The sequence below is a fragment of the Methyloversatilis sp. MC4-4 genome (assembly GCF_049843555.1).
GTDB classification, from domain to species: Bacteria; Pseudomonadota; Gammaproteobacteria; order Burkholderiales; family Rhodocyclaceae; genus Methyloversatilis; species Methyloversatilis discipulorum_B.
In genome coordinates this window covers 534,531-558,445 of record NZ_JBBHZK010000003.1, presented here as the reverse complement: position 1 = coordinate 558,445, position 23,915 = coordinate 534,531, and the positions used below count along the sequence as shown (strand labels likewise).

The 23,915-nt window shown below is 66.7% G+C and carries 20 protein-coding genes; 16 read left to right on the top strand and 4 right to left on the bottom strand.

Annotated features, from left to right (window positions below; translation table 11 throughout):
• Positions 1-473: 473 nt before the first annotated feature.
• The gene (gene thiC, locus WDZ97_RS15585) at positions 474-2,390 is read right to left on the bottom strand and encodes a phosphomethylpyrimidine synthase ThiC (protein WP_425763349.1); all 1,917 of its coding nucleotides are present in this window, start codon (positions 2,388-2,390) and stop codon (positions 474-476) included.
• A 402-nt stretch (positions 2,391-2,792) separates the two neighbouring features.
• Between thiC and WDZ97_RS15580 the strand changes: the two genes are divergently transcribed.
• The 3 genes from WDZ97_RS15580 to WDZ97_RS15570 all read left to right on the top strand — a co-directional run bounded on the left by WDZ97_RS15580 (position 2,793) and on the right by WDZ97_RS15570 (position 6,453).
• Entirely contained in the window at positions 2,793-3,992 is a 1,200-nt protein-coding gene (locus WDZ97_RS15580) for a porin (protein WP_425763348.1), read from the top strand.
• A gap of 78 nt (positions 3,993-4,070) precedes the next feature.
• Positions 4,071-5,762 carry a pyrroloquinoline quinone-dependent dehydrogenase gene (locus WDZ97_RS15575; RefSeq protein WP_425763347.1) on the top strand — a complete coding sequence of 564 codons (1,692 nt, stop codon included), beginning with the start codon at positions 4,071-4,073 and terminating at the stop codon, positions 5,760-5,762.
• Positions 5,763-6,030: 268 nt separating this feature from the next.
• Positions 6,031-6,453 carry a c-type cytochrome gene (locus tag WDZ97_RS15570; RefSeq protein ID WP_425763346.1) on the top strand — a complete coding sequence of 141 codons (423 nt, stop codon included), beginning with the start codon at positions 6,031-6,033 and terminating at the stop codon, positions 6,451-6,453.
• A gap of 397 nt (positions 6,454-6,850) precedes the next feature.
• On the opposite strand, the gene WDZ97_RS15565 is transcribed toward WDZ97_RS15570, so the two are convergent.
• The gene (locus WDZ97_RS15565) at positions 6,851-8,965 is read right to left on the bottom strand and encodes a sigma-54-dependent Fis family transcriptional regulator (RefSeq protein WP_425763345.1); all 2,115 of its coding nucleotides are present in this window, start codon (positions 8,963-8,965) and stop codon (positions 6,851-6,853) included.
• Positions 8,966-9,262: 297 nt separating this feature from the next.
• Here WDZ97_RS15565 and WDZ97_RS15560 point away from each other — a divergent pair, with 297 nt between their 5' ends.
• From WDZ97_RS15560 to WDZ97_RS15525, 8 genes are all read left to right on the top strand, one after another.
• Positions 9,263-10,342: an ATP-NAD kinase family protein gene (locus WDZ97_RS15560; protein WP_425763344.1), complete on the top strand. Its 1,080-nt coding sequence runs from the start codon at positions 9,263-9,265 to the stop codon at positions 10,340-10,342.
• Between the two features lie 139 nt (positions 10,343-10,481).
• Entirely contained in the window at positions 10,482-11,456 is a 975-nt protein-coding gene (locus WDZ97_RS15555; protein ID WP_304000568.1) for a thiamine pyrophosphate-dependent dehydrogenase E1 component subunit alpha, read from the top strand.
• Between the two features lie 32 nt (positions 11,457-11,488).
• Positions 11,489-12,499 carry an alpha-ketoacid dehydrogenase subunit beta gene (locus WDZ97_RS15550; protein WP_304000567.1) on the top strand — a complete coding sequence of 337 codons (1,011 nt, stop codon included), beginning with the start codon at positions 11,489-11,491 and terminating at the stop codon, positions 12,497-12,499.
• Positions 12,499-13,611: an acetoin dehydrogenase dihydrolipoyllysine-residue acetyltransferase subunit gene (locus tag WDZ97_RS15545; RefSeq protein WP_425763343.1), complete on the top strand. Its 1,113-nt coding sequence runs from the start codon at positions 12,499-12,501 to the stop codon at positions 13,609-13,611. The genes WDZ97_RS15550 and WDZ97_RS15545 overlap by 1 nt, the downstream gene beginning before the upstream one ends.
• A 55-nt stretch (positions 13,612-13,666) precedes the next feature.
• Complete coding sequence (gene lipA / locus WDZ97_RS15540) at positions 13,667-14,617, top strand: lipoyl synthase (protein ID WP_425763342.1); 951 nt, start codon at positions 13,667-13,669, stop codon at positions 14,615-14,617.
• A complete protein-coding gene (gene thiS, locus WDZ97_RS15535) occupies positions 14,610-14,828 on the top strand; it encodes a sulfur carrier protein ThiS (RefSeq protein WP_019916557.1) in 219 nt (72 codons plus the stop codon). Before lipA ends, thiS begins: the two co-directional genes overlap by 8 nt.
• A 3-nt stretch (positions 14,829-14,831) precedes the next feature.
• Positions 14,832-15,638 carry a thiazole synthase gene (locus WDZ97_RS15530; protein WP_019916558.1) on the top strand — a complete coding sequence of 269 codons (807 nt, stop codon included), beginning with the start codon at positions 14,832-14,834 and terminating at the stop codon, positions 15,636-15,638.
• Positions 15,639-15,657: 19 nt separating this feature from the next.
• Positions 15,658-16,398 (top strand): SDR family NAD(P)-dependent oxidoreductase, encoded by a 741-nt coding sequence (locus tag WDZ97_RS15525; protein ID WP_020166038.1) that lies wholly within the window; start codon positions 15,658-15,660, stop codon positions 16,396-16,398.
• A 21-nt stretch (positions 16,399-16,419) separates the two neighbouring features.
• On the opposite strand, the gene WDZ97_RS15520 is transcribed toward WDZ97_RS15525, so the two are convergent.
• The gene (locus WDZ97_RS15520) at positions 16,420-17,169 is read right to left on the bottom strand and encodes a YdcF family protein (protein WP_425763341.1); all 750 of its coding nucleotides are present in this window, start codon (positions 17,167-17,169) and stop codon (positions 16,420-16,422) included.
• A 111-nt stretch (positions 17,170-17,280) separates the two neighbouring features.
• On the opposite strand from WDZ97_RS15520, the gene WDZ97_RS15515 reads away from it, so the two are divergent.
• The 5 genes from WDZ97_RS15515 to recG all read left to right on the top strand — a co-directional run bounded on the left by WDZ97_RS15515 (position 17,281) and on the right by recG (position 22,280).
• A complete protein-coding gene (locus tag WDZ97_RS15515; protein WP_425763340.1) occupies positions 17,281-17,739 on the top strand; it encodes a DUF2802 domain-containing protein in 459 nt (152 codons plus the stop codon).
• Positions 17,736-18,497, top strand: coding sequence for an SPOR domain-containing protein (locus tag WDZ97_RS15510; protein ID WP_425763339.1), 762 nt, complete (start codon positions 17,736-17,738; stop codon positions 18,495-18,497). The genes WDZ97_RS15515 and WDZ97_RS15510 overlap by 4 nt, the downstream gene beginning before the upstream one ends.
• Positions 18,498-18,566: 69 nt before the next feature.
• Positions 18,567-19,691, top strand: a complete 1,125-nt coding sequence (locus tag WDZ97_RS15505; protein ID WP_425763338.1) for a methyl-accepting chemotaxis protein — start codon at positions 18,567-18,569, stop codon at positions 19,689-19,691.
• Between the two features lie 131 nt (positions 19,692-19,822).
• A complete protein-coding gene (locus tag WDZ97_RS15500; RefSeq protein ID WP_304000560.1) occupies positions 19,823-20,203 on the top strand; it encodes a Rid family detoxifying hydrolase in 381 nt (126 codons plus the stop codon).
• 40 nt (positions 20,204-20,243) lie between these two features.
• The gene (recG, locus tag WDZ97_RS15495; RefSeq protein WP_425763337.1) at positions 20,244-22,280 is read left to right on the top strand and encodes an ATP-dependent DNA helicase RecG; all 2,037 of its coding nucleotides are present in this window, start codon (positions 20,244-20,246) and stop codon (positions 22,278-22,280) included.
• Positions 22,281-22,410: 130 nt separating this feature from the next.
• On the opposite strand, the gene WDZ97_RS15490 is transcribed toward recG, so the two are convergent.
• Entirely contained in the window at positions 22,411-23,799 is a 1,389-nt protein-coding gene (locus tag WDZ97_RS15490) for an alkaline phosphatase PhoX (RefSeq protein WP_304000558.1), read from the bottom strand.
• Positions 23,800-23,915 lie beyond the last annotated feature (116 nt).

Sequence of the window (23,915 nt, the reverse complement as noted above, 5' to 3'; positions counted from 1 at the left end):
AAAGCGTCCGGACCGTGTCGCGGTCCGGATGCGACGAGACGCCGGTGAGACAGTTGACCGGTCGACCTGTCTCGCCTGTATCAGGCGGACTCAGCAGGCCGATCGAAAACCTGCCCCTCAGTGGAAGCGAGTGTGGCTTGCGACGGTGGTCTGAATCGCGACCTGCGGCTGGCCGCGTCCCCGTCGCGGCCAAGGCCGCTCCCACAGGGGATGCGCCCGACCCACAGCCTGAGCCCGGGCCGGGGTTCTGTGGGAGGGGTCTTGACCCCGACGGCAGCCTGCATCGAAGCCCGCGGACAGCAGAGACCCTGTCGCGGCCAAGGCCGCTCCCACAGGATCGCTCGCGATCCGTTAGCGGAGCCGAGCTTGTGTAGGAGCGGTCTTCTGACCGCGACGCGGCGGCTGAGTGGAGGACTGCGCGAGGTCACGGGCCGCAGTCGCGGTCAGAAGACCGCGCCTGCACAGTTCTTACCTCACACCTTCTGGTAGATCTCCGCGCCGGACTTCACGAACTCGACGGCCTTCACTTCCATACCCTTCTGCAGGGCTTCGTCTTCGTTCAGACCCTGCTTGGCGGCGAAGTCGCGCACGTCCTGCGTGATCTTCATCGAACAGAAGTGCGGGCCGCACATCGAGCAGAAGTGCGCCACCTTGGCCGACTCCTTCGGCAGCGTCTCGTCGTGGAAGCTCTTCGCCTTGTCCGGATCGAGACCCAGATTGAACTGGTCGTCCCAGCGGAACTCGTAGCGCGCTTTCGACAGCGCGTTGTCGCGGATCTGCGCGCCCGGATGACCTTTTGCAAGGTCGGCGGCGTGGGCGGCCAACTTGTAGGTGATGATGCCTTCCTTCACGTCGTCCTTGTCCGGCAGCCCCAGGTGCTCCTTCGGCGTCACGTAGCAGAGCATGGCCGTGCCGTACCAGCCGATCTGCGCCGCACCGATGCCGCTGGTGATGTGGTCGTAGCCCGGGGCGATGTCGGTGGTCAGCGGACCCAGCGTGTAGAAGGGCGCTTCCTTGCAGTACTCGAGCTGCAGGTCCATGTTCTCCTTGATCAGATGCATGGGCACGTGACCCGGACCTTCGATCATCACCTGCACGTCGTGCTTCCAGGCGATGTCGGTGAGCTCGCCCAGCGTCTTCAATTCACCGAGCTGCGCGTCGTCGTTCGCATCGTAGATCGAACCCGGACGCAGACCATCGCCCAGCGAGAAGGCCACGTCGTAGGCCTTCATGATTTCGCAGATCTCTTCGAAGTGGGTGTAGAGGAAGCTCTCCTTGTGGTGAGCCAGACACCACTTGGCCATGATCGAACCACCACGCGACACGATGCCGGTCATCCGGTTGGCGGTCATCGGCACGTAGCGCAGCAGCACGCCTGCGTGGATGGTGAAGTAATCCACCCCCTGTTCGGCCTGCTCGATCAGCGTGTCCTTGAAGATTTCCCAGGTGAGCTCCTCGGCGCGCCCGTCGACCTTCTCCAGCGCCTGGTAGATGGGCACGGTGCCGATCGGTACCGGGCTGTTGCGGATGATCCACTCGCGGGTTTCGTGGATGTTCTTGCCGGTCGACAGATCCATCACCGTGTCCCCACCCCAGCGGATGGCCCAGGTCATCTTGTCGACTTCCTCGTTGATCGAGGAGCCCAGTGCCGAGTTGCCGATGTTGGCGTTGATCTTCACCAGGAAGTTGCGGCCGATGATCATCGGCTCGCTCTCCGGGTGATTGATGTTGTTCGGGATGATGGCGCGGCCGCGGGCGACTTCGGAGCGCACGAACTCGGGCGTGATCTCGGCCGGTATCGACGCACCGAAGCTCTGGCCCGGATGCTGGCGGGTGAGCAGCTTGGCCATCTTCTCGCCAGTCGGGCCGGTCGCGCGCAGGCTCTCGACGTAGGCGGCGCGGTTCATGTTCTCGCGGATGGCGATGAACTCCATCTCCGGCGTGATGATGCCCTGACGGGCGTAGTGCATCTGGGTGACGTTGCGGCCGGCCTTGGCACGGCGGGGGTGGCGGTGCAGGTCGGGGAAGCGCAGGTCGTCGAGCGCGGCATCGGCTGCGCGGATGCGGCCGAATTCGGAGGAGAGGTCGGTGAGCTGTTCGGTGTCGCCGCGTTCCTCGATCCAGCGGGCGCGCAGCGCGGGCAGTCCGCGGCGGATGTCGATCGAGGCCTGCGGGTCGGTGTAGGGGCCGGAACAGTCGTAGACGAAGACCGGCGGGTTCTTCTCGCCGCCGAAGCCGGTGGGCGTGTCGGCCTGGGATATCTCGCGCATCGGAACGCGGATGTCGGGGCGCGAGCCTTCGATGTGGATCTTGCGCGAATGGGGCAGCGGCGCGATCGCCGCTTCGTCCACGTGTGCCTGGTCGGCGAGGAAGGTGTCTTTGGCGTTCATTGAAACTCCTGTTCTTACTGCAGTCCGGTTTTTCTTCGACTAGGTATGCGATGGGTGCGTGCGCCGCACCTCGTCGATACGACAACGCAAGTTCCAGGCCACGCAACGTGGCCGGGCGGTCGTGCCCGTAAGCCCCAGCCTGCGGCGTGTGCGCCGGCTGTCTCAACTATCTCACCACCGCCCCCTTCGATGTCGAGACAGCTGTCGCAGCTTTCCGGCGTCTCACCCGTACATCTGTCGCAGCCCTCCGCGATCTCGTAGGCATACCCCCAGTGTCCATGCGGGTTTGCGGGCAATTGCTTCAGTGGCATGAATGCTGCCTTAAGCCCTCCGACGGTGACCCGAACATGCAGGCGCCGCATTCAACCAGGACCAATCAACAGCATCACCTAGGAGGGGAACATGACAAGAACTGGACGCAAGTCGCTCAACAGCACCGCCTTTACCCAAACCCGCAAGTTCACGGCCGGCGCCGCTGCCGTGGCCGCTCTCTGTGCAATGTCGACGCCGGCAATGGCCGACATCGTCATCGGCGAGTTCGGCGGTACCAAACTGTCGATGTTCGGCATCATCGACGTCGGCATGCTCTACAACAGCGATGCAAACGCGACCGGCGACAGCAAGACGTCGATGGAAACCAGCGGCCTGCGTCAAACGGTCATCGGCTTCAAGGGCGAGCGCGAGCTCGACGTGAACCTGACCGCCTTCTTCAACCTCGAATCGCACTTCGACACCAACAACGGTTTCCTGCACGGCACCGGCGACGCATCGGGCACCGGCCCCGGCGGCATCAACACCCCGCTGTTCCGTCGTCAGGCCAACCTGGGTGTGCGCGGTGACTGGGGTAGCCTGACCCTCGGCCGTCAGTACGGCCCGGCGCTGCTGGCCCACATCGGTACCGAACCGCGCGCGTTCAAGGAACAGTTCTCCAACCTGTACGCCTGGGCCTACGGCCAGCTGTTCACGACCTTCAACCCGAACAACGGCAGCGGTCGCAACACGAACAACGACGTTGGCATTTTCATGAACAACGCCGTGCAGTACCGCAATACCTGGGGTCCGGTCACCATGGGTGTGCTGTATTCCTTCGGCGGTCAGGCGGGCGACTTCAAGGACAATAGCGCCTACGCGCTGGGTCTGACCTACAACGGTCCGATCACGCTGTCCGGCTCCTACCAGGCCTTCCACGACGAGCAGTCGGGCAAGAAGGTGGTCGATCACACCTCGCTCGGCTTCGCCATTCCGTTCGGCGACTTCACCTGGAAGAACAACTGGATGAACGCCAAGAACGACAACACGGCGGGCAACCAGCTGTTCGACGTGAATGGCTTCGGTACTGGTCTGGACTGGAAGTGGAGCGCGAAGAACTCGGCTACGCTCGCCTTCTATCTGAACAAGGACGACGCCAACAAGAGCGACGAAACCAAGTTCATCGTGATCAGCAACGACTACCAGTGGCGCCCCGACACCACGCTGTACATTCAGGCCGCCTTCGCCGATGCCGACCCGGGCGCAACCCTGCGCACCAGCATCGTCGCAGCGGGCGTGACGGCGGGTGAGAAGAGCACGCTGCTCAACGTCGGTCTGAACTTCATGTTCTAAGACGCTCGCGTCTGCAGCAAACGGCGGCAGGGTGTGGAAACCCGCCGCCGCATTCTAAAAACCAAGGAGACCTGATCGATGAATTCGATTCGCAAGCAGTTCCGCCTGACCGCATCCGCCGCCGCCGTAGCCGCTGCGTCGATGCTGTCGGTGTTTGCAGTGAGCCCGGCCGTTGCGCAGAGCGGCCCCGGCTTCGAAGACCCGAACAACTGGCCGCAGTACCACCGCACCAGCAACGCCTGGCGCTTCAGCCCGCTGAACCAGATCAACCGTGACAACGTGAAGAAGCTCAAGGTGGCGTGGATCCACCAGCCGGGCACCATCACGCACGGTCTGCAGGCCACCCCGATCGTGATCGACGGCGTGATGTACTCGATCTCGGCCAACAACAACGTGTGGGCCATCGACGCCGCCACCGGCAAGACCATCTGGCAATACGCGCCCAAGCTCGACAAGATCGTCGACCAGGTGTTCTACGGCGCCGCCAGCCGCGGCGTGACCGTGGGTCGCGGCAAGGTGTACGTCGGTACGCTGGACGGCCGCTTCATTGCGCTCGACCAGAAGACGGGCAAGGAAGTGTGGTCGACCCAGCTGACCGATCCGAAGAACCAGTACGGCGCGCTGTTCTCTGCACCGCCGCAGCTGGCCGGCAACGTGCTGTTCGGTGGCACCACCGGCGGCGACCAGCCGATCTCGGGCAAGATCTACGCAGTGAATGCCGACACTGGCAAGCCGGTGTGGACCTTCGACGTGATCAAGAACGATCCGAAGAGCTGGCCGGGCGACAGCGGCAAGGTCGGCGGCGGCAGCGCCTGGATGCCGGGCACCTACGACGCCAAGACCGACACCATCTACATCGGTACGTCGAACGCTGCGCCCGACTACTACAACTACGATCGCAAGGGCGACAACCTCTACACCGCCACGCTGCTCGCGCTCGATCCGAAGACCGGCAAGGTGAAGTGGCACCGTCAGGAAGTGCCGAACGATTCGTGGGACTACGACTCGGCGTACGAGGCGCTGGTGGTGCAGAAGGACGGCAAGGACGTCATCGTGCACCTGAACAAGGGCGGCTTCGTGTTCGTGATGGACAAGAAGGACGGCAAGCTCGAAAACGTGTGGCAGTTCGCCGAGAACGTGAACTGGGTCAAGGGCATCGACCCGAAGACCGGTGCGCTGATCGACCCGGTCTACCCGGAAATCGACAAGACCAAGACCTTCTGCCCGAACCTGCTGGGTGCGCGCAGCTGGAACCACGGCGCCTACAACCCGGGCACCGGCCTGTGGTACTCGCACGCGATGGAAGTGTGCAATGAAGTGGTCGCGGGCAAGGACGATCCGGACAACCTGAAGGCGGTGTCTGCGCTGTCGCTCGGCATCGAGTCGATCAAGCTGGTGTCGCCGCCGAACAGCAAGCCGCACGGCCGTCTGGATGCGCGTGACCCGATCACCGGCAAGCGCAAGTGGTCGATCAAGTACGACCTGCCGCCGCTGTCGTCGGTGCTGACCACCGCCGGTGGCCTGGTATTCACCGGCGACATGGAAGGCAAAATCTACGGCTACGACGCCGACACCGGCAAGGAACTGTGGACCTTCAACGCCGGCTCCGGCCTGCGTGGCGGCCCGGTCAGCTACTCGGTCAAGGGCAAGCAGTACATCGTCTTCCCGACCGGTCTCGGTTCGCATGCCCCGGGCTTCCTGGCCGGTGCCTTCCCGCAGATCAAGGATCTGCCGGGCGGTGCGGCGATGGTGGCCTTCACGCTGGAGTAAGGAAGTAAGTGCGTCACCCACCCCGTCGTGCGGACACACGGCGGGGTGTTGTAAGTCTCCTCATTTACGGGCGGTAACGGGAGTGACCGCCTGTCTTTTTTTGTGCAGACTCCCTCGTCGCATGCCCAGATTCAACCCTCCCGCCGTCCCGCGCGTTGAGCCTGCAGACAGGTTCGAGCGGATGGCGCATCCCGGCCTCGGGACAGGTGGGTTCAATGTGTGCATCAGAATCAGAACCATTGTTTCAACCGGGCAGGAAAGCAGAACCATGACTACACGCAAGCTCAGCGGCACGACCCGTGCCTTCTCCATCTCCGCCGGTCTTCGGACGGTCGTTTTTGCGGGCAGCGCACTCGTGCTGCAGACCCTCAGTACGCCGGTGCTCGCCAATGCCGAAGCTGCCGCCGAACCGCTGCCGCAGCCGTCGTTCGAACTGACCGACCCCGAGCGCATCGCCGCCGGCAAGAAGCGTTTCAACAAGACCTGTGCGGGCTACTGCCACGGCGCCGAAGGCGTCGGCGGGCGTGCTCCCGACTTCAAGGGTCGCAAGGACCTGCCGGACGCAGAGGCATTCAAGACCATTTTCCATGGTCGTCGCGGCGCCGACATCATGCCCCCCTGGGGCCAGGCCTTCTCGCCGGACCAGATCTGGGAACTGGTCGCCTACATCAAGTTTCTCGGCACGCAGTGATCGCCGGCGTTCCACGGAACGCCAGAACGTGTGGGCGCTGTCGCTGAATCTGCGGGAGGTCTTCCGGCAGCGACAGCGCGCCGTATCCCGGACGGCGGCCGGCAAGCGCCGCGTCGCGGCCAAGGCCGCTCCCACAGGGATCGTTCCCTGTTCGCCGCCGTAGCCTGATTTGGTGGGAGCGAGCTTGCTCGCGATTGAGGCGGTGATCGAAGCCGGTGGTCCGCAAGTGCCGCATCGCGGCCAAGGCCGCTCCCACAGGAGCGCGCGAGCGCGTCGCCAGGGCGGACTTCTTGTAGGAGCGGTCCTCTGACCGCGACGCTGCAGTGAGGCCTTACTCACCCGGATGCAAAAGAAAAGGGGCGCACGAGGCGCCCCTTTTCTCGTCCGTGCTGCCGACTCAGCCGTTCTCGACCATCCGCTCTTCACCGTCCAGATAGTTCGGCGCGACGATGCGCAGCCGTGCCATCTTGCGGTAGAAAGTGGCGCGCGACATGCCGAGCTGACGTGCCGTTTCGGTCACCCGCCAGTGGTTGCGGCGCAGCGCGTCGAGCATCTTCTGACGCAGCTGCAGGCAGGCCTCGTTGAGCGGCTCGCCGTCGCGCAGTTCGCACGGATCGGGCACTGCACCGCCGATGCCGCGCGGCGCGGCCGGCTGCGGTGACGTGACCGCGGCTGCCTGCTGCTGCGTCGGTTGCGGAATCTGCTGCTGCGGTGGGGGCTGCAGCGCGACGCGCGGGCTGTGGTTGTTGGTGCGCAGTTCCTGCGGGAAGTGCTCGATGGTGACCTGCGTGCCGTCGGCGATCGCACAGGCGTAGCGGATGGCGTGGCGCAACTGGCGGATGTTGCCCGGCCAGTCGTAGCTCAGCAGGCGGGTCATCGTCTCTTCCGGGATGCGCAGTTCTTCGCGGCCCATCGCCGCACATTCCTCGCGCAGCACCAGCTGTATGAGCTCGCGCTTGTCCTCGCGGTTGCGCAGCGGCGGCAGCATGAAGCTGGCGCCGTTGAGGCGGTAGAACAGATCTTCGCGGAAGCGTCCCTGGCGCACCAGTTCCGGCAGGTCCTGGTGGGTGGCGCAGACCACGTGCAGGTTCACCGGCGTCGGCTGCTCGGCGCCCAGCGGCACCACTTCGCCTTCGGCCAGCACGCGGAGCAGGCGGCTCTGCAGCGACAGCGGCATGTCGCCGATTTCGTCGAGGAAGAGGGTGCCGCCGTCCGACTGCAGGATCTTGCCCTTGGCACCCTTGCTGCGGGCGCCGGTGAAGGCGCCGTCGCGGTAACCGAACAGTTCGCTCTCGATCAGGCTTTCCGGAATCGCCGCGCAGTTCAGCGCGACGAAGGGTTGCTTGGCGCGGTCGCTGAAGTCGTGGATGGCGCGCGCGAACGCTTCCTTGCCGGTGCCGGTCTCGCCCAGCAGCATGACCGGGATGTCGCGGTTGGCCACCTTCACGGCGCAGGCCACGTTGGCCTTGACCCGCGGATCGCCCAGCGCCAGGTGACGGAAGCCGCGCGGGGCGGTCACGTCGTCGGCGGTGATGACCGGCTTGGCCAGCGTGACCTGGGCGAGCGAACGCGCGTTCGGCGCCCGCAGCACGGCGAACAGGCGGCGCCCGGTGGCCATCATGCGCAGCGGGAAGGGCGTACCCGGGCTGGCGTGCGCCGACACCATGATGTCGCTGGCGGTGCACTCGAACAGGTCGTGCAGGAACTCGGCGTGGCGACCGTTGTGGTTGATCAGTTCCTGGCGCGCGCGACGGTTGCCGCCGACGATGCGGCCGTCGTCGTCGAAGGCGATCAGGTAGTCGGTTTCGACCGGCATGAATTCGGCGACCTGGCCGAGCTGCAGCGTCCAGTAGGTGCGCAGGCTGTAGTGCGCGTAGGCGTCCTCGATCAGGCGCGCCTTGTCGCACACCATGCGGAACACCAGCAGCTGGCTCTCGCGGGCGTCCGGCGAATACAGCGCCGAGGCGTCGAGCACGGCGATCGGCTCGTCCTGCAGCCCGAGGATCGGTGCCGAACTGCAGGTGAATTGCGTGTTGTGCGAACGGAAGTGCTCACCACGGTGGACCAGAGTGGGCTGACGGTCGGCCAGCGTGGTGCCGACGCCGCAAGTGCCCTCGTGTTCTTCCGCCCAGCAGGTGCCGTTGCGGAAGCCCTCGTCCTTGAACTCCTTCTCCAGCGCCGGCACGGTGCGGTAATCGACGGTGACGCCGGTGGCGTCGGTCAGCAGCACGCAGTAGTTGGCCGGCAGCAGCTCGTGGTGCAGCCGCTCGACGCCTTCGCGGGCGATGCGCATGAAGGTTTCGATGCGCTCGCGGTGCTCGCGCAGCTCGTAGGCGGTGACGACCTTGGGTACCGATGACAGCCCCGGATCGATGGAGTGCTTGTTGAGCGACCTGCGCCAGGAGCGCGCGAGGCGCTCGTAAGCGGGGTCAGTCTGTGCCGGGCGCGATCGTCCTTCGACGATGTTCATCACGCGTCCGACATGGTCGGCGATTTCTCGACCTTGTCTCATGTCCGTCTCCTCCGTGGTGGACTTTCGAACCCCCCGTCACCGGTTGTTGCCGTGTGCGGGCAGGTTTCCCTTTTTGTTGCGTGAGGTTAGGCCCTGCCGCGTCCGAAAGCAACGCGACGAATGTCTCCGAAAACTGAGACAGCTGTCTCAGTGCGCCGGGTGTCCGGCGTCTCATCGGCCGGCGTGTGCCGGTCGTTCAACGACGGCCTATGACGATGGGCGTGACAGACCTCTTACGAATCATCGGCTTGTCGCCAGAACGCCGATTGGCGACGAGGCGCTGGCACGACAGATGCAATGAGGGCTCAAACCTCGTTCAGGAGTCGCATCGTCGTGTCGCCCAGTCCTTCCCGCCCGATCAGCGTCGGCATCATCGCCAACCCGGCATCAGGCAGGGACATCCGTCGTCTCACTTCCCGTGCATCGGTGTTTCCGAACGCGGAGAAGGCCAGCATGATCGTGCGCGCCATCGCCGGCCTCGAAGCGGCCGGTGTCGAGCACGTGCTGCTCATGCCGGACAAGGGCTCGATCTCCGGCCTGGTGTATCGCGCGCTCGGCCTCGACGGCCGGTCGACCGAAGGGCGGCGCGTGCGCTTCATCGACATGACCGTGTCCGAGTCGATCGACGACACGCTGCATGCCACCGAGGCGATGTGCGCGGCGGGCGTGTCCGCCATCATCGTGCTCGGCGGCGACGGGACCCATCGCGCGGTGGCCAAGCGGTGCGGCCAGGTGCCGCTGCTGGCGCTGTCCACCGGCACCAACAACGCCTTTCCGGAAATGCGAGAGGCGACCGTGGCCGGGCTGGCGGCCGGCCTGATCGCCACCGGCGCGGTGCCGGCCGCGGCCGGCCTTCGCCGCAACAAGCTGCTGCGCGTGCGCTGCGACGACCGCGACGACATCGCGCTGGTCGACGCCTGCTTCACCGGTCATGAGTACGTCGGCTCGCGCGCCGTCTGGGACAGCGCGCTGGTCGAGGAACTGTTCGTTACCTTCGCCGCGGCCGACGGCATCGGCCTGTCGGCCATCGCCGGTCAGCTCGAACCGGTCACGCGTGCCGCAGCACACGGCCTGCACGTGCGCTGCGCGCCGACCGGCGACACGCCGCGCCGCGTGCACGCGGCGATCGCGCCCGGCCTGGTGGCCGAAGTCGGGGTGCGCGACTACGCGCATCTGTCGCCGCACGAGCCGGTGGTGCTGACCGGTCGCAGCGGAACCATCGCGCTCGATGGCGAGCGCGAGATCGAGTTCCACACCGGCAGCCGCATCGAAATCAGCCTCGACCCGAACGGCCCGCAGACCATCGACGTCGCCGCCACGCTCACCCATGCGGCGCAGCACCGACTGCTGCGCCACTACGCGGGAGGTGCCGCATGACGCGCGCGCTCCCGCTCATCGCTCTCCACGGAGCCGGCGCCAACGACGGCGCCGCGCTCCGCCCCAGGCTCGATCAGCCATCCGCCCGCAGCTGCCGGAGAACCGCGGGCATTTCTGTCCACAACAAAGAGGAGCACTCATGACCAGTCCTTTGAACAGGGAAGCCCTTCTGCAGGCTTACCGGACCATGCGCACCATCCGCGATTTCGAGGAGCGCGTGCACGTCGATTTCGCCACCGGCGAGATCCCCGGTTTCGTCCATTTGTATGCAGGCGAGGAAGCTTCGGCGACCGGCATCTGCATGCACCTCAACCGCAACGACTACATCGCCTCGACCCACCGCGGTCACGGCCACTGCATCGCCAAGGGCGTTGATCCCGTCGGCATGATGGCCGAGATCTGGGGCAAGGCCACCGGCACCTGCAAGGGCAAGGGCGGCTCGATGCACATCGCCGACCTCGAGGTGGGCATGCTCGGCGCCAACGGCATCGTCGGTGGCGGTGGCCCGCTGATCTGCGGTACCGCACTGGCGTCCAAGATCCGCGGCGAGAACAACGTCGGCGTGTGCTTCTTCGGTGACGGCGCGTCCAACCAGGGCACCATTTTCGAAGCGATGAACCTCGCTTCGGTGTGGAAGCTGCCGGTCATCTTCGTGGCCGAGAACAACGGTTACGCCGAAGCGACCTCCAGCACCTTCTCGGTGGCTGTCGAGAACATCGCCGACCGCGCGAGCGCCTTCGGCATGCCGGGCGTCATCGTCGATGGTTTCGATTTCTTCGCGGTGTACGAAGCGGCCGGCGAGGCGATCAAGCGCGCCCGCGAAGGCGGCGGCCCGACCCTGCTCGAAGTGAAGCTGTCGCGCTACTACGGCCACTTCGAAGGCGACCAGCAGACCTACCGCGCGCCGGGCGAAGTGCAGAAGCTGCGCGAAACCAAGGACTGCCTGATGCAGTTCGCCAAGCGCGTGACTTCGCGCGGCGAACTGACCATGGCTGACATCGAAGCCATCGACCGCGAAGTGAAGACGATGATCGACGACTCGGTGGTGAAGGCGAAGTCGGATCCGCTGCCGCCGCCCGAGGCCCTGATGGCCGACGTCTACATCTCTTACTGAACCCGCGCCATACGCCGACAGGAGAAAACAGAATGGCAAGAAAGATTACTTACCAGCAGGCCATCAACGAGGCGCTGGATCAGGAAATGTCGCGTGACCCGAGCGTCATCATCATGGGTGAGGACGTCGCCGGTGGCGAAGGCTCGCCCGGCGAGAACGACGCCTGGGGCGGCGTGCTCGGCGTGACCAAGGGGCTGTACGCGAAGCATCCGGGCCGCGTGCTCGACACCCCGATCTCGGAATCGGGTTATGTCGGCGCCGCCGTCGGTGCGGCCTGCAACGGCCTGCGTCCGGTCGCCGAGCTGATGTTCATCGACTTCATGGGCGTCTGCTTCGACCAGATCTTCAACCAGGCTGCCAAGTTCAAGTACATGTTCGGCGGCAAGGCCAAGACCCCGGTCGTCATCCGCGCCATGTATGGCGCCGGCTTCCGCGCCGCCGCCCAGCACTCGCAGTGCCTGTACAACGTGTTCACGCACATCCCCGGCCTGAAGGTGGTCATCCCGTCGAACCCGTACGACGCGAAGGGTCTGCTGATCCAGTCGATCCGCGACAACGACCCGGTCATCTTCCTGGAGCACAAGGCGCTCTACACGATGGAAGGCGACGTGCCGGCCGAGAGCTACATCGTCCCCTTCGGCGAAGCCGCCGTGGTGCAGGAAGGCGATGACGTGACCATCGTCGCGATGGGCCGCATGGTCCATTACGCGAAGGAAGCCGCCGGCAACCTGCGCAAGAAGGGCATCCAGTGCGAAATCATCGATCCGCGCACGACCTCGCCGCTCGACACCGACACGATTCTGGAAAGCGTCGAGCGCACCGGCCGCCTGGTCGTCGTCGATGAGTCCAACCCGCGCTGCAGCATGGCGTCCGACATTTCCAGCTTCGTTGCACAGGAAGCTTTCGGCGCACTGAAGGCGCCGATCCAGATGGTGACTGCACCGCACGTTCCGGTGCCGTTCGCCGCTTCGCTTGAAGATCTTTACATCCCCAGTCCGGCACGCATCGAAGAAGCCGTGATGAAGGTCAAGGAGTATCGCTGATGTCCGCAATCCATACCGTCACCATGCCCAAGTGGGGCCTTTCCATGCAGGAGGGGAAGGTCAACCTGTGGCTGAAGGAAGTCGGTGACACGATAGACCCGGGTGAGGAAATCATCGAGGTCGAGAGCGAGAAGATTTCCGGCGCCGTCGAGGCGTCGGTGTCCGGCGTGCTGCGCCGTCAGGTCGCCCAGCCGGACGAAGTGCTGCCGGTCGGCGCGCTGCTCGGCATCGTCGCCGAGAAGGGCGCGTCCGATGCCGACATCGACGCGGTGATCGCCCGCTTCCAGGCCGAGTTCGTGCCGCCGTCCGCCGATGACGCTGACTCCGGTCCGCAGACGCAGACGGTCAAGGTCGGCAATGTCGAGGTGCGCTACCTCAAGCTGGGCGAGGACGTGGCCGGCAAGGCCCCGCTGCTGCTGGTCCACGGCTTCGGTGGCGATCTGAACAACTGGCTGTTCAACCACTCGCCGCTGTCCGAGTCGCGTGCGGTGTATGCGCTCGACCTGCCGGGTCACGGCAGCACCACCAAGGTGACCGGCATCGCCTCGCTCGACGGTCTGGCTGAAGTCGTCATCGGCTTCATGGACGCAGTCGGTCTCGAGTGCGCCCACCTGGCCGGCCACTCGATGGGCGGCGGCGTCTGCCTGGCGATCGCCAAGCGCGCGCCGAACAAGGTGAAGTCGCTGTCGCTGATCGCCAGCGCCGGTCTGGGCAACGAGATCAACGGTGCCTACATCGACGGCTTCGTCGCCGCCGCTTCGCGCAACGCGCTGAAGCCGGTGCTGGCGCAGCTGTATTCCGACGAGTCGCTGGTCACCCGCTCGATGATCGACGACATGCTCAAGTTCAAGCGCCTCGAAGGCGTCGACAGCGCGCTCGCCACGCTGGCCGGCGGCCTGTTCGCCGGCGGCCGTCAGGCCGAGCAGCTTGCTTCGGCCGCGGCCGGCAAGCCGACGCTGGTGATCTGGGGCGAAAACGACCGTGTCATCCCGTCCTCTCACGCCACGGCGATCCCGGGCGCGACCGTGAAGGTGATGCCGGGCCAGGGCCACATGGTCCAGCTCGAAGCGGCAGGCGAAGTGAACAAGCTGATCGGCGAGTTCATCGGCTGATGCACCACCGGCCGCCGCAGCCTCTCCTGCGGCGGCCATTTTTACGGATTCCATCATGAGCACAGCTGTTGCAGGCGAAGGCCTGCGCGGACGCGACAAGCTCGCCCGCATTCCGGTCAAGGTGCGCGAGGATGTCGCCTCGCCGACCAAGCCCGCCTGGCTGCGCGGCCGCGACCAGGACACGCCGGCGGTGCGCGCGCTGCAGGGCGTGCTGCGCGATCACGCGCTGCATACGGTGTGTGAAGAGGCGGCCTGCCCGAACATCGGCGAGTGCTTCGGCCGTGGCACGGCGACCTTCATGATTCTCGGCGCCATCTGCACGCGCCGCTGCCCCTTCTGCGACGTGTCGCACGGCCGGCCGCTGCCGCCCGATGCCGACGAACCGCAGCGCCTGGCGCGGACGGTGGCGGCGATGAAGCTGCGCTACGTGGTCATCACCTCGGTGGACCGCGACGACCTGCGTGACGGCGGCGCTGCACATTTCGCGCAGTGCATGGCCGACATCCGCGCACTGAGCCCCGACATCACGATCGAGGTGCTCACCCCCGATTTCCGTGGCCGCGAGGCGGCCGCACTGGACGCGCTGGCGGTGTCGCCGCCGGACGTGTTCAACCACAACATGGAAACCGTGCCCCGCCTGTACCGCGAAGTCAGGCCGGGCGCGAACTACGAAGGCTCGCTCAGGCTGCTGCGCGACTTCGGCCAGCGCTTCCCCGGCGTGCCGACCAAGACCGGCCTGATGCTGGGCCTCGGCGAGACCGAGGCGGAAGTGGTCGAGGTGATGCGCGACCTGCGCGCCCATGGCTGCGACCTGCTGACGCTGGGCCAGTACCTGCGGCCGTCGCCGGCCCATCTGCCGGTGATCGAGTACATCACGCCCGAGCGCTTCGATGCGCTGCGTGTCATCGCGCTCGAACAGGGTTTCAGCGAAGTCGCCGCCGGCCCGCTGGTGCGCTCGTCCTATCGTGCCGACGTGCTGCACGCTGCGCATGAGAACCATGGCTGACGCCAGCGCCCACACCGTCATCGTGAACGGCCAGCACGAGCCGCTCGACGATGCGCGCACGGTGGGCGATCTGCTCGACCGCATGGCCTTGCGCGGCAAGCGCATCGCGGTCGAGCGCAATGGCGAAATCGTGCCGCGCAGCGTGTTCGACCATGCGGCGCTGAGCCCGGGCGACCGCGTCGAAATCGTCATCGCCGTCGGAGGCGGCTAGACCATGAATGCACCCCTTGATACGCCGCTGACCGATCCGCTGGTGATCGGCGGCCAGCCCTTCGCGTCGCGCCTGCTGGTCGGTACTGGCAAGTACCGCACGCTGGACGAAACCGCCCGCGCGCTCGACGCCAGCGGCGCCGACATCGTCACCGTGGCGATCCGGCGCACGCCGCTGAACCGCAACAACGGCGAACCCGGCCTGCTCGACGTGCTGCCGACCGGGCGCTACACGCTGCTGCCCAATTCGGCCGGCTGCTACACCGCCGACGACGCGGTGCGCACGCTGCGCCTGGCGCGCGAACTGCTCGACGGCCACGACCTGATCAAGCTCGAAGTGCTGGGCGATCCGAAGTCGCTGTACCCCAACATGCCGGAAACGCTGCGCGCCGCCGAAACGTTGATCCGCGACGGCTTCCGCGTCATGGTCTATTGCTCCGACGACCCGATACAGGCGCGCGTGCTGGAAAGCATGGGCTGTGTCGCCATCATGCCGCTGGCCAGCCTGATCGGTTCCGGCATGGGCATCCTGAACCCGTGGAACATCGGAATCATCATCAACGACGCCAAGGTGCCGGTCATTGTCGACGCCGGCATCGGCACTGCGTCGGACGCTGCGGTGGCGATGGAACTGGGCTGCGACGGCGTGCTGATGAACACCGCCATCGCGCACGCGCGCGACCCGGTGCGCATGGCCGCGGCGATGCGCCACGGCGTCATCGCCGGCCGCGAGGCCTTCCTCGCCGGCCGCATGGAAAAGCTGCCTTACCGGGCCGCGGCCTCGTCGCCGCAGACCGGTCTCATCCAATAAACATAAGGGAGGAATCACCATGTCTGCATCGAAGAAGCGCCGTGTCGCGCTGGTCACCGGCGCCTCGCGCGGCATCGGCGCGGCGATTGCGCAGCGGCTGGCACGCGACGGCTTTCACGTCGTCGTCCATTACGCCCACGGTGCCGCAGAGGCGCGCGACGTGTGCGCGGCGATCGAACGCGCAGGCGGCAGCGCCACGCTGCTGCAGGCCGATCTGTCGATGTCCGACGGGCCGCAGTATCTGGCGGACACGCTGGCCGAACCGCACATCGACGTGCTGGTGAACAACGCCGGCATCGCGCCCTTCGAGGCCATCGAGGACATGAGCGAAGGCAGTTACGACCGCCTGTCGAACGTGAACATGCGCTCGCTGTTCTTCGTCACCAAATACCTGCTGCCGAAGCTGCGCGACGGCGGCCGCATCGTGAACCTGTCCAGCATCGTCGCCCGCACTGCCTTTCCTGGCATTCCGGCCTACTCGGCGACCAAGGGCTTCGTCGATGTGCTGACGCTGCAACTGGCCGCCTCGCTCGGCGAACGCGGCATCACGGTCAATGCGGTGGCGCCCGGCGTGATCGAGACGCGGCTCACCACCGGCCTGCTGGAGAATGGCGGCGCGGAAGCGGTGCAGTCGATGCAGGCACTGGCCGGCGTCGGCACGCCCGACCGCGTGGCCGGCGTCGTGTCCTTCCTGGTCGGCCCGGATGGCGCCTGGACCACCGGTCAGGTGATCGACGTCAGCGGTGGCACCAAACTTTGATGAGGGGCTAGGGGCTAGGGGCTAGGGGCGCAGTTTCAGCGCCAGCCAGCCCAGCCACTCGTGCAGCGCCCAGCCGAACTGCTGCAGCGCGCGCGACGATGGGATGAAGTCGCTGAACTCCCATGTGCCGGGGCGGCGGATCATCGTTGGCGCAGCGACCGGGTCCAGTCCGGCGCGGCGGAATTCCTCCATCGAACGACGCATGTGCATCGCATGCGTCACCAGCGCGACGCGGGTGATCCCGGCGTCGCGCAGCAGCACCGCCGACAGCCGGGCGTTGTCGGCGGTGTCGCGCGAAGCCGATTCGACCCAGCGCACGTCTACGCCGAAGTCGCTCATCGCTTCGCGCATCAGTTCGCCTTCCGGGCGTCCGTCCCACACCACGCCACCGCTGACCAGCACCGGCAGACCGGTGTCCTTCGCCAGCCGCGCACCGGCGCGCACGCGCTCCAGCGCCCAGCCATTCACCGTCTGTCCGTCATAGTCGACCAGGTTGTCCGCGGTGCCTGCACCGAGCACGACAATGGCGCCGGCGCCAGCCAGCGGCTGGGCCGCGCCGGTGTAATAGGTGCTGCGCTCCAGCCATCCGGCCAGTGCCGGCAGGCACAGCGCATACAGCGTCAGTACGCCGGTCGCCGCCAGCGTCATGCCGATGCGGCGGTGGCGGCGCATCAGCAGCAGGCCGAGCACGGCCAGCAGCAGCAGGCTGGTCGGCGGCAGCAGCAGGACCGATACGGTCTTCTTCAGCAGGAACAGCAGAGAACTCGGCATGGGCGCGTGCCAGTGAAAAAGCCTTATTATCCGGGCCAACACGCCGCACGGCGGCGTCGCATGCATGCTGCGACGCGCCGGACATGCGCGCAGACCACACGGAGCGGGGATTTGATCGATCTGTCGGCAATCGGCTGGAAGGAAGCAGCGCTGGTCGCGTTGGTCATTCTCGCCGGCTACATGGGCTATGCGCTGGTGCGCCTGTCCATGCTCAACGCCCGCCGCACCGCCGAAGCCGCACCGCCGCCCGTACCCGAGGCTCCCGTGCCACCACCACCGGTGGACCTGCAGGCCGAACTCGACATGCTGCTCGATGCCCGGCTGGCGCCGCTGATGCAGGCGCTGGAAACCCGGCTCGACCTGATCGAGGACAGGCTGGACGGCGTCAGCCGCCGGCTCGAAACCGTCAATCAGCTTCCACCGGTCGCGCCGCATTACAGCGAGGCGCTGTCGCTGGCAGCGCGCGGCCTCAGTGCCGAGGACATCGCTGAGCAGTGCGACATGTCGGTCGGCGAGGCCGAACTGGTACGTACGCTGGCGCAGAGCCGTGGCATGGGAGACAGGACATGAGTGCGACCGACAGCGTGACCGTGCAAGGTAACGAGGAGGCGGCGGCCGAACAGCGCAGCGCGCTGCTGCGCCGGGTGATCGTCGCCGGCGGCCTGATCGCGATGCTGATCGGCGGTCTGGCCCTGTTCGACGCCAGCCGTCGCGCCCCGGAGATCGACGACGAACCGGTGGCCGCGGTCACGCCGCCGCCCGCCGAAGCCCCGGCGGCCGAGGAGGCCACCGCCCTGCCCACGCTGCCGCCGGAGGAGACGCCCGCGGTCGACGCGACGACGGCGTCGATGCAGGACACCCCGCCGCCGCTGCCCGATGCCGCCACCGATGCGCAGCCAACTCCGGCTGCATCGCCGGAACCGGCGGTGCCCGAATCGACCGCGCGCCCGGGTGCGCCGATGCCGCCCCGTGCAGCGCCCTCCGCTGCAGCGCCCCCTGCAGCGGCGCCCCCTGCAGCGGCGCCGTCCAGGCCGGCCGCCGCGCCGGCTGACGTAGCGCCGCAGCCGGCACCGACCATCGCCCGCTCGCCGGCGGTCGCCGGCTCCGGTTATGTCGTGCAGGTGGGTGTATTCAGCAACGTCGCCAATGCAGAAGAGATCCGCGCCCGGCTTGCGCTGAACGGCATTCCGTCGCAGATCGAGGCGCGCGTGCACATCGGGCCGTTCAAGTCGCGCGCCGAGGCCGACCAGGCACGGCAGCGCCTGCGCGCGCTCGGCATGGACAGCGGTCCGCCGACTGCGCTCAAGCCTGCTGCGGCACAGCGCTGACCCCGCTCAAGTGGTATCGATTCGCGACCGTTAGCTGTGATCCAAACACACAAGAACGGGAGTCGCGAAATGGCCTTCATGGGGTGGGTGAGCCGAGCGGAATTCGACGCGCTGGCGTCGGAGCGTGACCGCCTGAAGGACGAGGTCGGTGCGCTGCGCGCCGATGTGTCGCGACTGGGTGACGAGTGCCGCGCGCTCAACGAGGCGCGCGAGCAGACGGAGAAGCGTTGCGCCTTCAACGCCGGCCTGTTGTCCAGCCTCACCGCCTATGCCACCTCCTTCCAGCGCTTCCGCACGACCCTGGCCGGACTGGCGGAGATCGTGACCGCCGAGGCCGGGCGAGCGGCCGAGACGGCGGAACGCTGTGCCGCGACGGCGCGCGACAGCCGGGCCGTCGCCGGCAACCTGTCCGGCTATTCCGACCGCCTGAAGGACACCGCGCACAGCGTCGATACGCTGCGCGACCGCGCCGAACGCATTGGCGGCATCGTGCGCCTGATCCGCGAAATTGCCGACCAGACCAATCTGCTGGCGCTGAACGCCGCAATCGAGGCGGCGCGCGCCGGCGAGCAGGGCCGCGGCTTCGCCGTCGTCGCCGACGAGGTGCGCAAGCTGGCCGAGCGCACCGGTGCGGCGACCACGGAGATTGCGACGCTGGTTGGCGGCATCCAGGAGGACACCGGTCAGGCGACCGAGCGCATGCAGGCGAATGCCGCTGATGCCGCAGGTTATTCGCAGGACGGTCTCGGCGCGAGCAACCAGCTCGATGCGCTCAGCCAGCAGGCGAGCGCCAATGGCGAACAGATGGCCGTCACCTCGCTGCGCGCCTTCGCCGAACTGGCCAAGGTCGATCATCTGGCCTACAAGATGGACATCTACCAGGTGGTGTCCGGTCACTCCGATCGCACGCCGGACAGTTTCGCTTCGCATACGGCCTGTCGCCTCGGCAAGTGGTATCACGAAGGCGAAGGCCGGCGCTGCCACAGCCACCTGCCCGGCTTCCGCGAGCTGGATGCGCCGCACGAGGCTTTTCACCGGGTCGGCATCGAGGCGTTGCAGCACGCGAAGGATGGCCGTCACGAGCAGGCGCTGGCGGCGATTGCACGGATGGAGACGCTGAGCCTGAACGTGATCGGCGAACTCGATCGCATGAGCGACGCCGCAGCGCAGCAGCGGGCGCACGCGCACACCTGATCCGTACCGACGCGTCCGTCGGCAACCCCGGCGGCACCGAATCCGCGATAATCCGGCGACGTCCCGCACACTGGCCTCCCGTGGCCGGTGTGCTGCGCAGCATTCATCCACAACGTTTCCGGAGACTTCGCATGTCGCGCACCATCGTTTCGACGACCGACGCACCCGCCGCCATCGGCACCTATTCGCAGGCGGTCAAGGTTGGCAACACCGTCTACATGTCGGGCCAGATCGGCCTCGATCCGGCCACCATGACCATGGCCGACGGCATCGACGCGCAGATCACCCGCGTGTTCGACAACCTGAAGGCGGTGGCCGCTGCTGCCGGCGCCACGCTGGATAACGCGGTCAAGGTGAACGTGTTCCTGACCGACCTCGGCAACTTCGCCAAGGTGAACGAGGCGATGACCCGCTACTTCAACCAGCCCTTCCCGGCGCGTGCGGCGGTCGGCGTGGCCGCGCTGCCGCGTGGTGCGCTGGTCGAGGTCGATGCCGTACTGGTGATCGACTGACACCGACCGGCCGGGCCATCCCGGCCCCTCCCTTTCGCGCATGAGTACCCGCAGCGAAGCGCTTTCGGCCGCGCTCGACAAGATGGGCCTCGGCTCGGATGCCGCGCTCGTCCTGCACTTCCCGCTTCGCTATGAGGACGAGACGCGCATCACGCCGGTGGCGCTCGCGCGCGCCGGCCAGCCGGTGCAGGTCGAGGTCGAGGTGACGCAGGCGGAAGTGAAATTCCGGCCGCGTCGCCAGCTGGTCGTGACCGCCGCCGACGACAGCGGCACCGTCACGCTGCGCTTTTTCAACTTCTATCCGTCGCAGCAGAAACAGCTCGCACCCGGCAAGCGGGTGCGCCTGTTCGGCGATATCAACCCCGGCTTCTTCGGCGCCGAAATGCTGCACCCGCGGGTGCGCAATGTCGGCGAGGACACGCCATTGCCGGACCGGCTGACGCCGGTCTATCCGGCCACCGCGGGCCTGTCGCAGGCCAGCCTGCGCCGCGCGATCGACGACGCGCTGGAGCGCACCGATCTTGCCGACAGCCTGCCCGAGGCGCTGCGCCGCCACTACGCGCTGGTGCCTTTCGGCGCCGCGGTGCAGGCCTTGCACCGGCCGCGGCCGGGCGAATCGCTGCGCGATCTCGACGAACGTCTGGCGCCGGCCTGGCGGCGCATCAAGTTCGACGAACTGCTGGCGCAGCAACTGAGCCTGAAGCGCGCTCACGCCGCACGGCGCAGCCGCGACGCGCCGGTGCTGCCGCAGCCCACGCAGACCACCGGCTCGCTGATCGACCGCTTCCTGCAGCAGCTGCCGTTCGCGCTGACCGGCGCGCAGGCGCGCGCCTGGGCGGAAATCGCCGCCGACCTGTCGCAGCCGTATCCGATGCAGCGGCTGCTGCAGGGTGACGTCGGTTCCGGCAAGACGGTGGTGGCGGCGCTGGCCTGTCTGCGCGCGGTCGAGGCCGGCTACCAGGCGGCCTTCATGGCGCCGACCGAAATTCTCGCCGAACAGCATTACCGCAAACTGGCCGACTGGCTGGCGCCGCTGGGGATACAGGTGGCCTGGCTGTCAGGCAGCCTGAAGGCACGCGACAAGCGGGCGATGAAGGAAGCCATCGCCAGCGGTGCGGCGCCGATCGCGGTCGGCACGCACGCATTGATCGAGGACGCGGTCGATTTCGCGCGCCTCGGTGTCGCCGTGGTGGACGAACAGCACCGCTTCGGTGTGCGCCAGCGGCTCGCGCTGCGCGCCAAGGCCGGCGACGTGAGCCCGCATCAGCTGATGATGAGCGCGACACCCATTCCGCGCACGCTGGCCATGAGTTTCTACGCCGACCTCGACGTGTCGGTGATCGACGAACTGCCACCCGGCCGTACGCCGGTGCTGACGAAGCTCATCGCCGCCGCACGTCGCGAACAGGTGATCGAGCGCGTGCGCGACGCCTGTGCCGCCGGCGCCCAGGCCTACTGGGTGTGCCCGCTGATCGAGGAATCGGAAACGCTGCAATTGCAGACCGCGATCGACACCCACGCGCAACTGCTGGCCGCCTGCCCGGAACTGAAGGTGGGGCTGGTGCATGGCCGCATGAAACCGGACGAGAAGGCGGCGGTGATGGCGGGCTTCGTCGCCGGCGACACGCATCTGCTTGTCGCCACCACGGTGATCGAGGTCGGTGTCGACGTGCCCAATGCCAGCCTGATGGTGATCGAGCACGCCGAGCGCTTCGGTCTGTCGCAGCTGCACCAACTGCGCGGCCGGGTCGGCCGTGGCAGCCGTGAATCGGCCTGCGTGCTGCTGTACGAGGGGCCGCTGTCGCAGACCGCGCGTGAGCGGCTGCGCGTCATTCATGCCTATACCGACGGTTTCATGATCGCCGCCGAGGACCTGAAGCTGCGCGGCCCCGGCGAGTTCATCGGCAGCCGCCAGTCCGGTCAGCCGCTGCTGCGCTTCGCCGACCTGGTGATCGACGAGGCGCTGGTCGAACTGGCACGCGAAGCGGCCGACACGCTGCTGCGTGACCACGTCGCGGCCGCCGACCGCCATCTCGAACGCTGGCTGGCCGGGCGCGAGGATCTGCTGAAGGCGTAAAAAAGGGAGGGACTAAGCCCTCCCTGTCGTCTTGCCTGTCGGGATCGACCAATGTCCGGTCCGTGCCTCACACCGTATTCATCCGCGTGCGACGCATGGATCGGGTGTCGGCCGACCCCGGCAGCAATGCTCAGACGCGGCTGCGACGGCGCGCGATCATGCCCAGCAGACCGAGGCCGGCGAGGAACATGGCGTAGCTCTCCGGCTCCGGCACCGCGGTGATCTGCAGCAGCGTGTCGTTGCCGCTGTTCGGGTGCTGGATGTTCACGTAGGCGACGTTCGGGTTGAACTTGTCGAAGTACAGGCCCGTCGGTTCGGCACCTTCGGTCGACAGCGAGGCCCAGCGGCTCAGCGATTCGGCGACGCCGTCGCGATCGGCATCCTGCGCGAACCAGATGTCGGCGCGACCGCCCGGCTGGTCTTCGATGATGTAGATGTTGCCGTTGGCATCGATGGCCAGGTTGTCCGGGCTGGTGAACTCGCTGCCGACGGCGTCGCCGGTGACCGAGTTGAAGGTCGCGCGGCTGGCGAACAGCTTCATTTCGTTGGTTGCGAGGTTCAGCGAATACACCTCGTTGGTGGTCGTGGTGGCGATGTAGAGCACTTCGTCGCCATTGGCCAGCACCTGCAGTTCGAGGTCTTCCGGACGCTGGTAGTTGGTGCCGCCGACCATGTCGGCTGCGGCACGACCATCCATCGAGAAGGTGCCGCCACCGACGTTCACCATGGCGTTCACGGTGCTGGCCAGCGGGGTGCCGGTCGCGGTGGTGATTGCTTCCCAGCTGGCAGCGCCGACGGCGTTGGCGTTGTTGCCGCCATTGGCCTTCAACACGAAGGTCTGGCCCTTGTCGAAGTAGCTGTCACCGGTGGTCGCGCCCGGCGCCGCCGATACGTACTTGTAGATCGAGCCGCCGTTGAATTCGTCGATGAAGTAGAAGCTGTTGTTCTTGTCGAACGCGCCGCCCTCGTGTGACACGCGGGGTACCACGTTGCGGTGGATGAAGTTGGCGCTGGAGGTGTCGGCCAGCGGATTGGTCACTTCGAACAGGCGACCGTAGGTGCTGTTGGTGCCCCATGACTCTTCAGCCGTCATGTAGGTGCCCCACGGCGTCCAGCGCGAGAAGTCGCCGGCCACGAAGCCCTGGGTGCCGGACTGGACGATGGTCTTGGTGATGCCGGTCCACAGGTCGGTGCGCTGCACGCCGCCGGCGCCGGTTTCGAACGGCATGAACAGGTAGCGACCGGCGTCGGTACCGGTCTCGTTGGCGGTGATCATGTCCCAGTTGCCGCTGTTCGACTGGCCGTTGGCGAGCTGCGTGACGCGGTCGGCCAGCACCTTTTGCGAGAACAGCGGCGAGGACAGCTGCAGCGGCGCGCTTTCCGGCAGCGAGCCGGCGGCGACGTTGCCGGGCAGGGCGGTGAAGTTGTCGAAGTGGGTGTTGTCGGCCGCGTAAGCCTGCTGGGCGGAAACGCCCATCAGGCCAATGGCGGCGGCTATGGCGAGCTTGCGGGGCTGCATTGTCGGACTCCCTGATTGAATGAACGCCTTGCAGAAGACAAGGTGACGATCAGGGTAGCCAGTGCGCGTTCAATTCCCGTGATGCAGATCGGCCGCCGCGCTGCGCCGATCGGCGC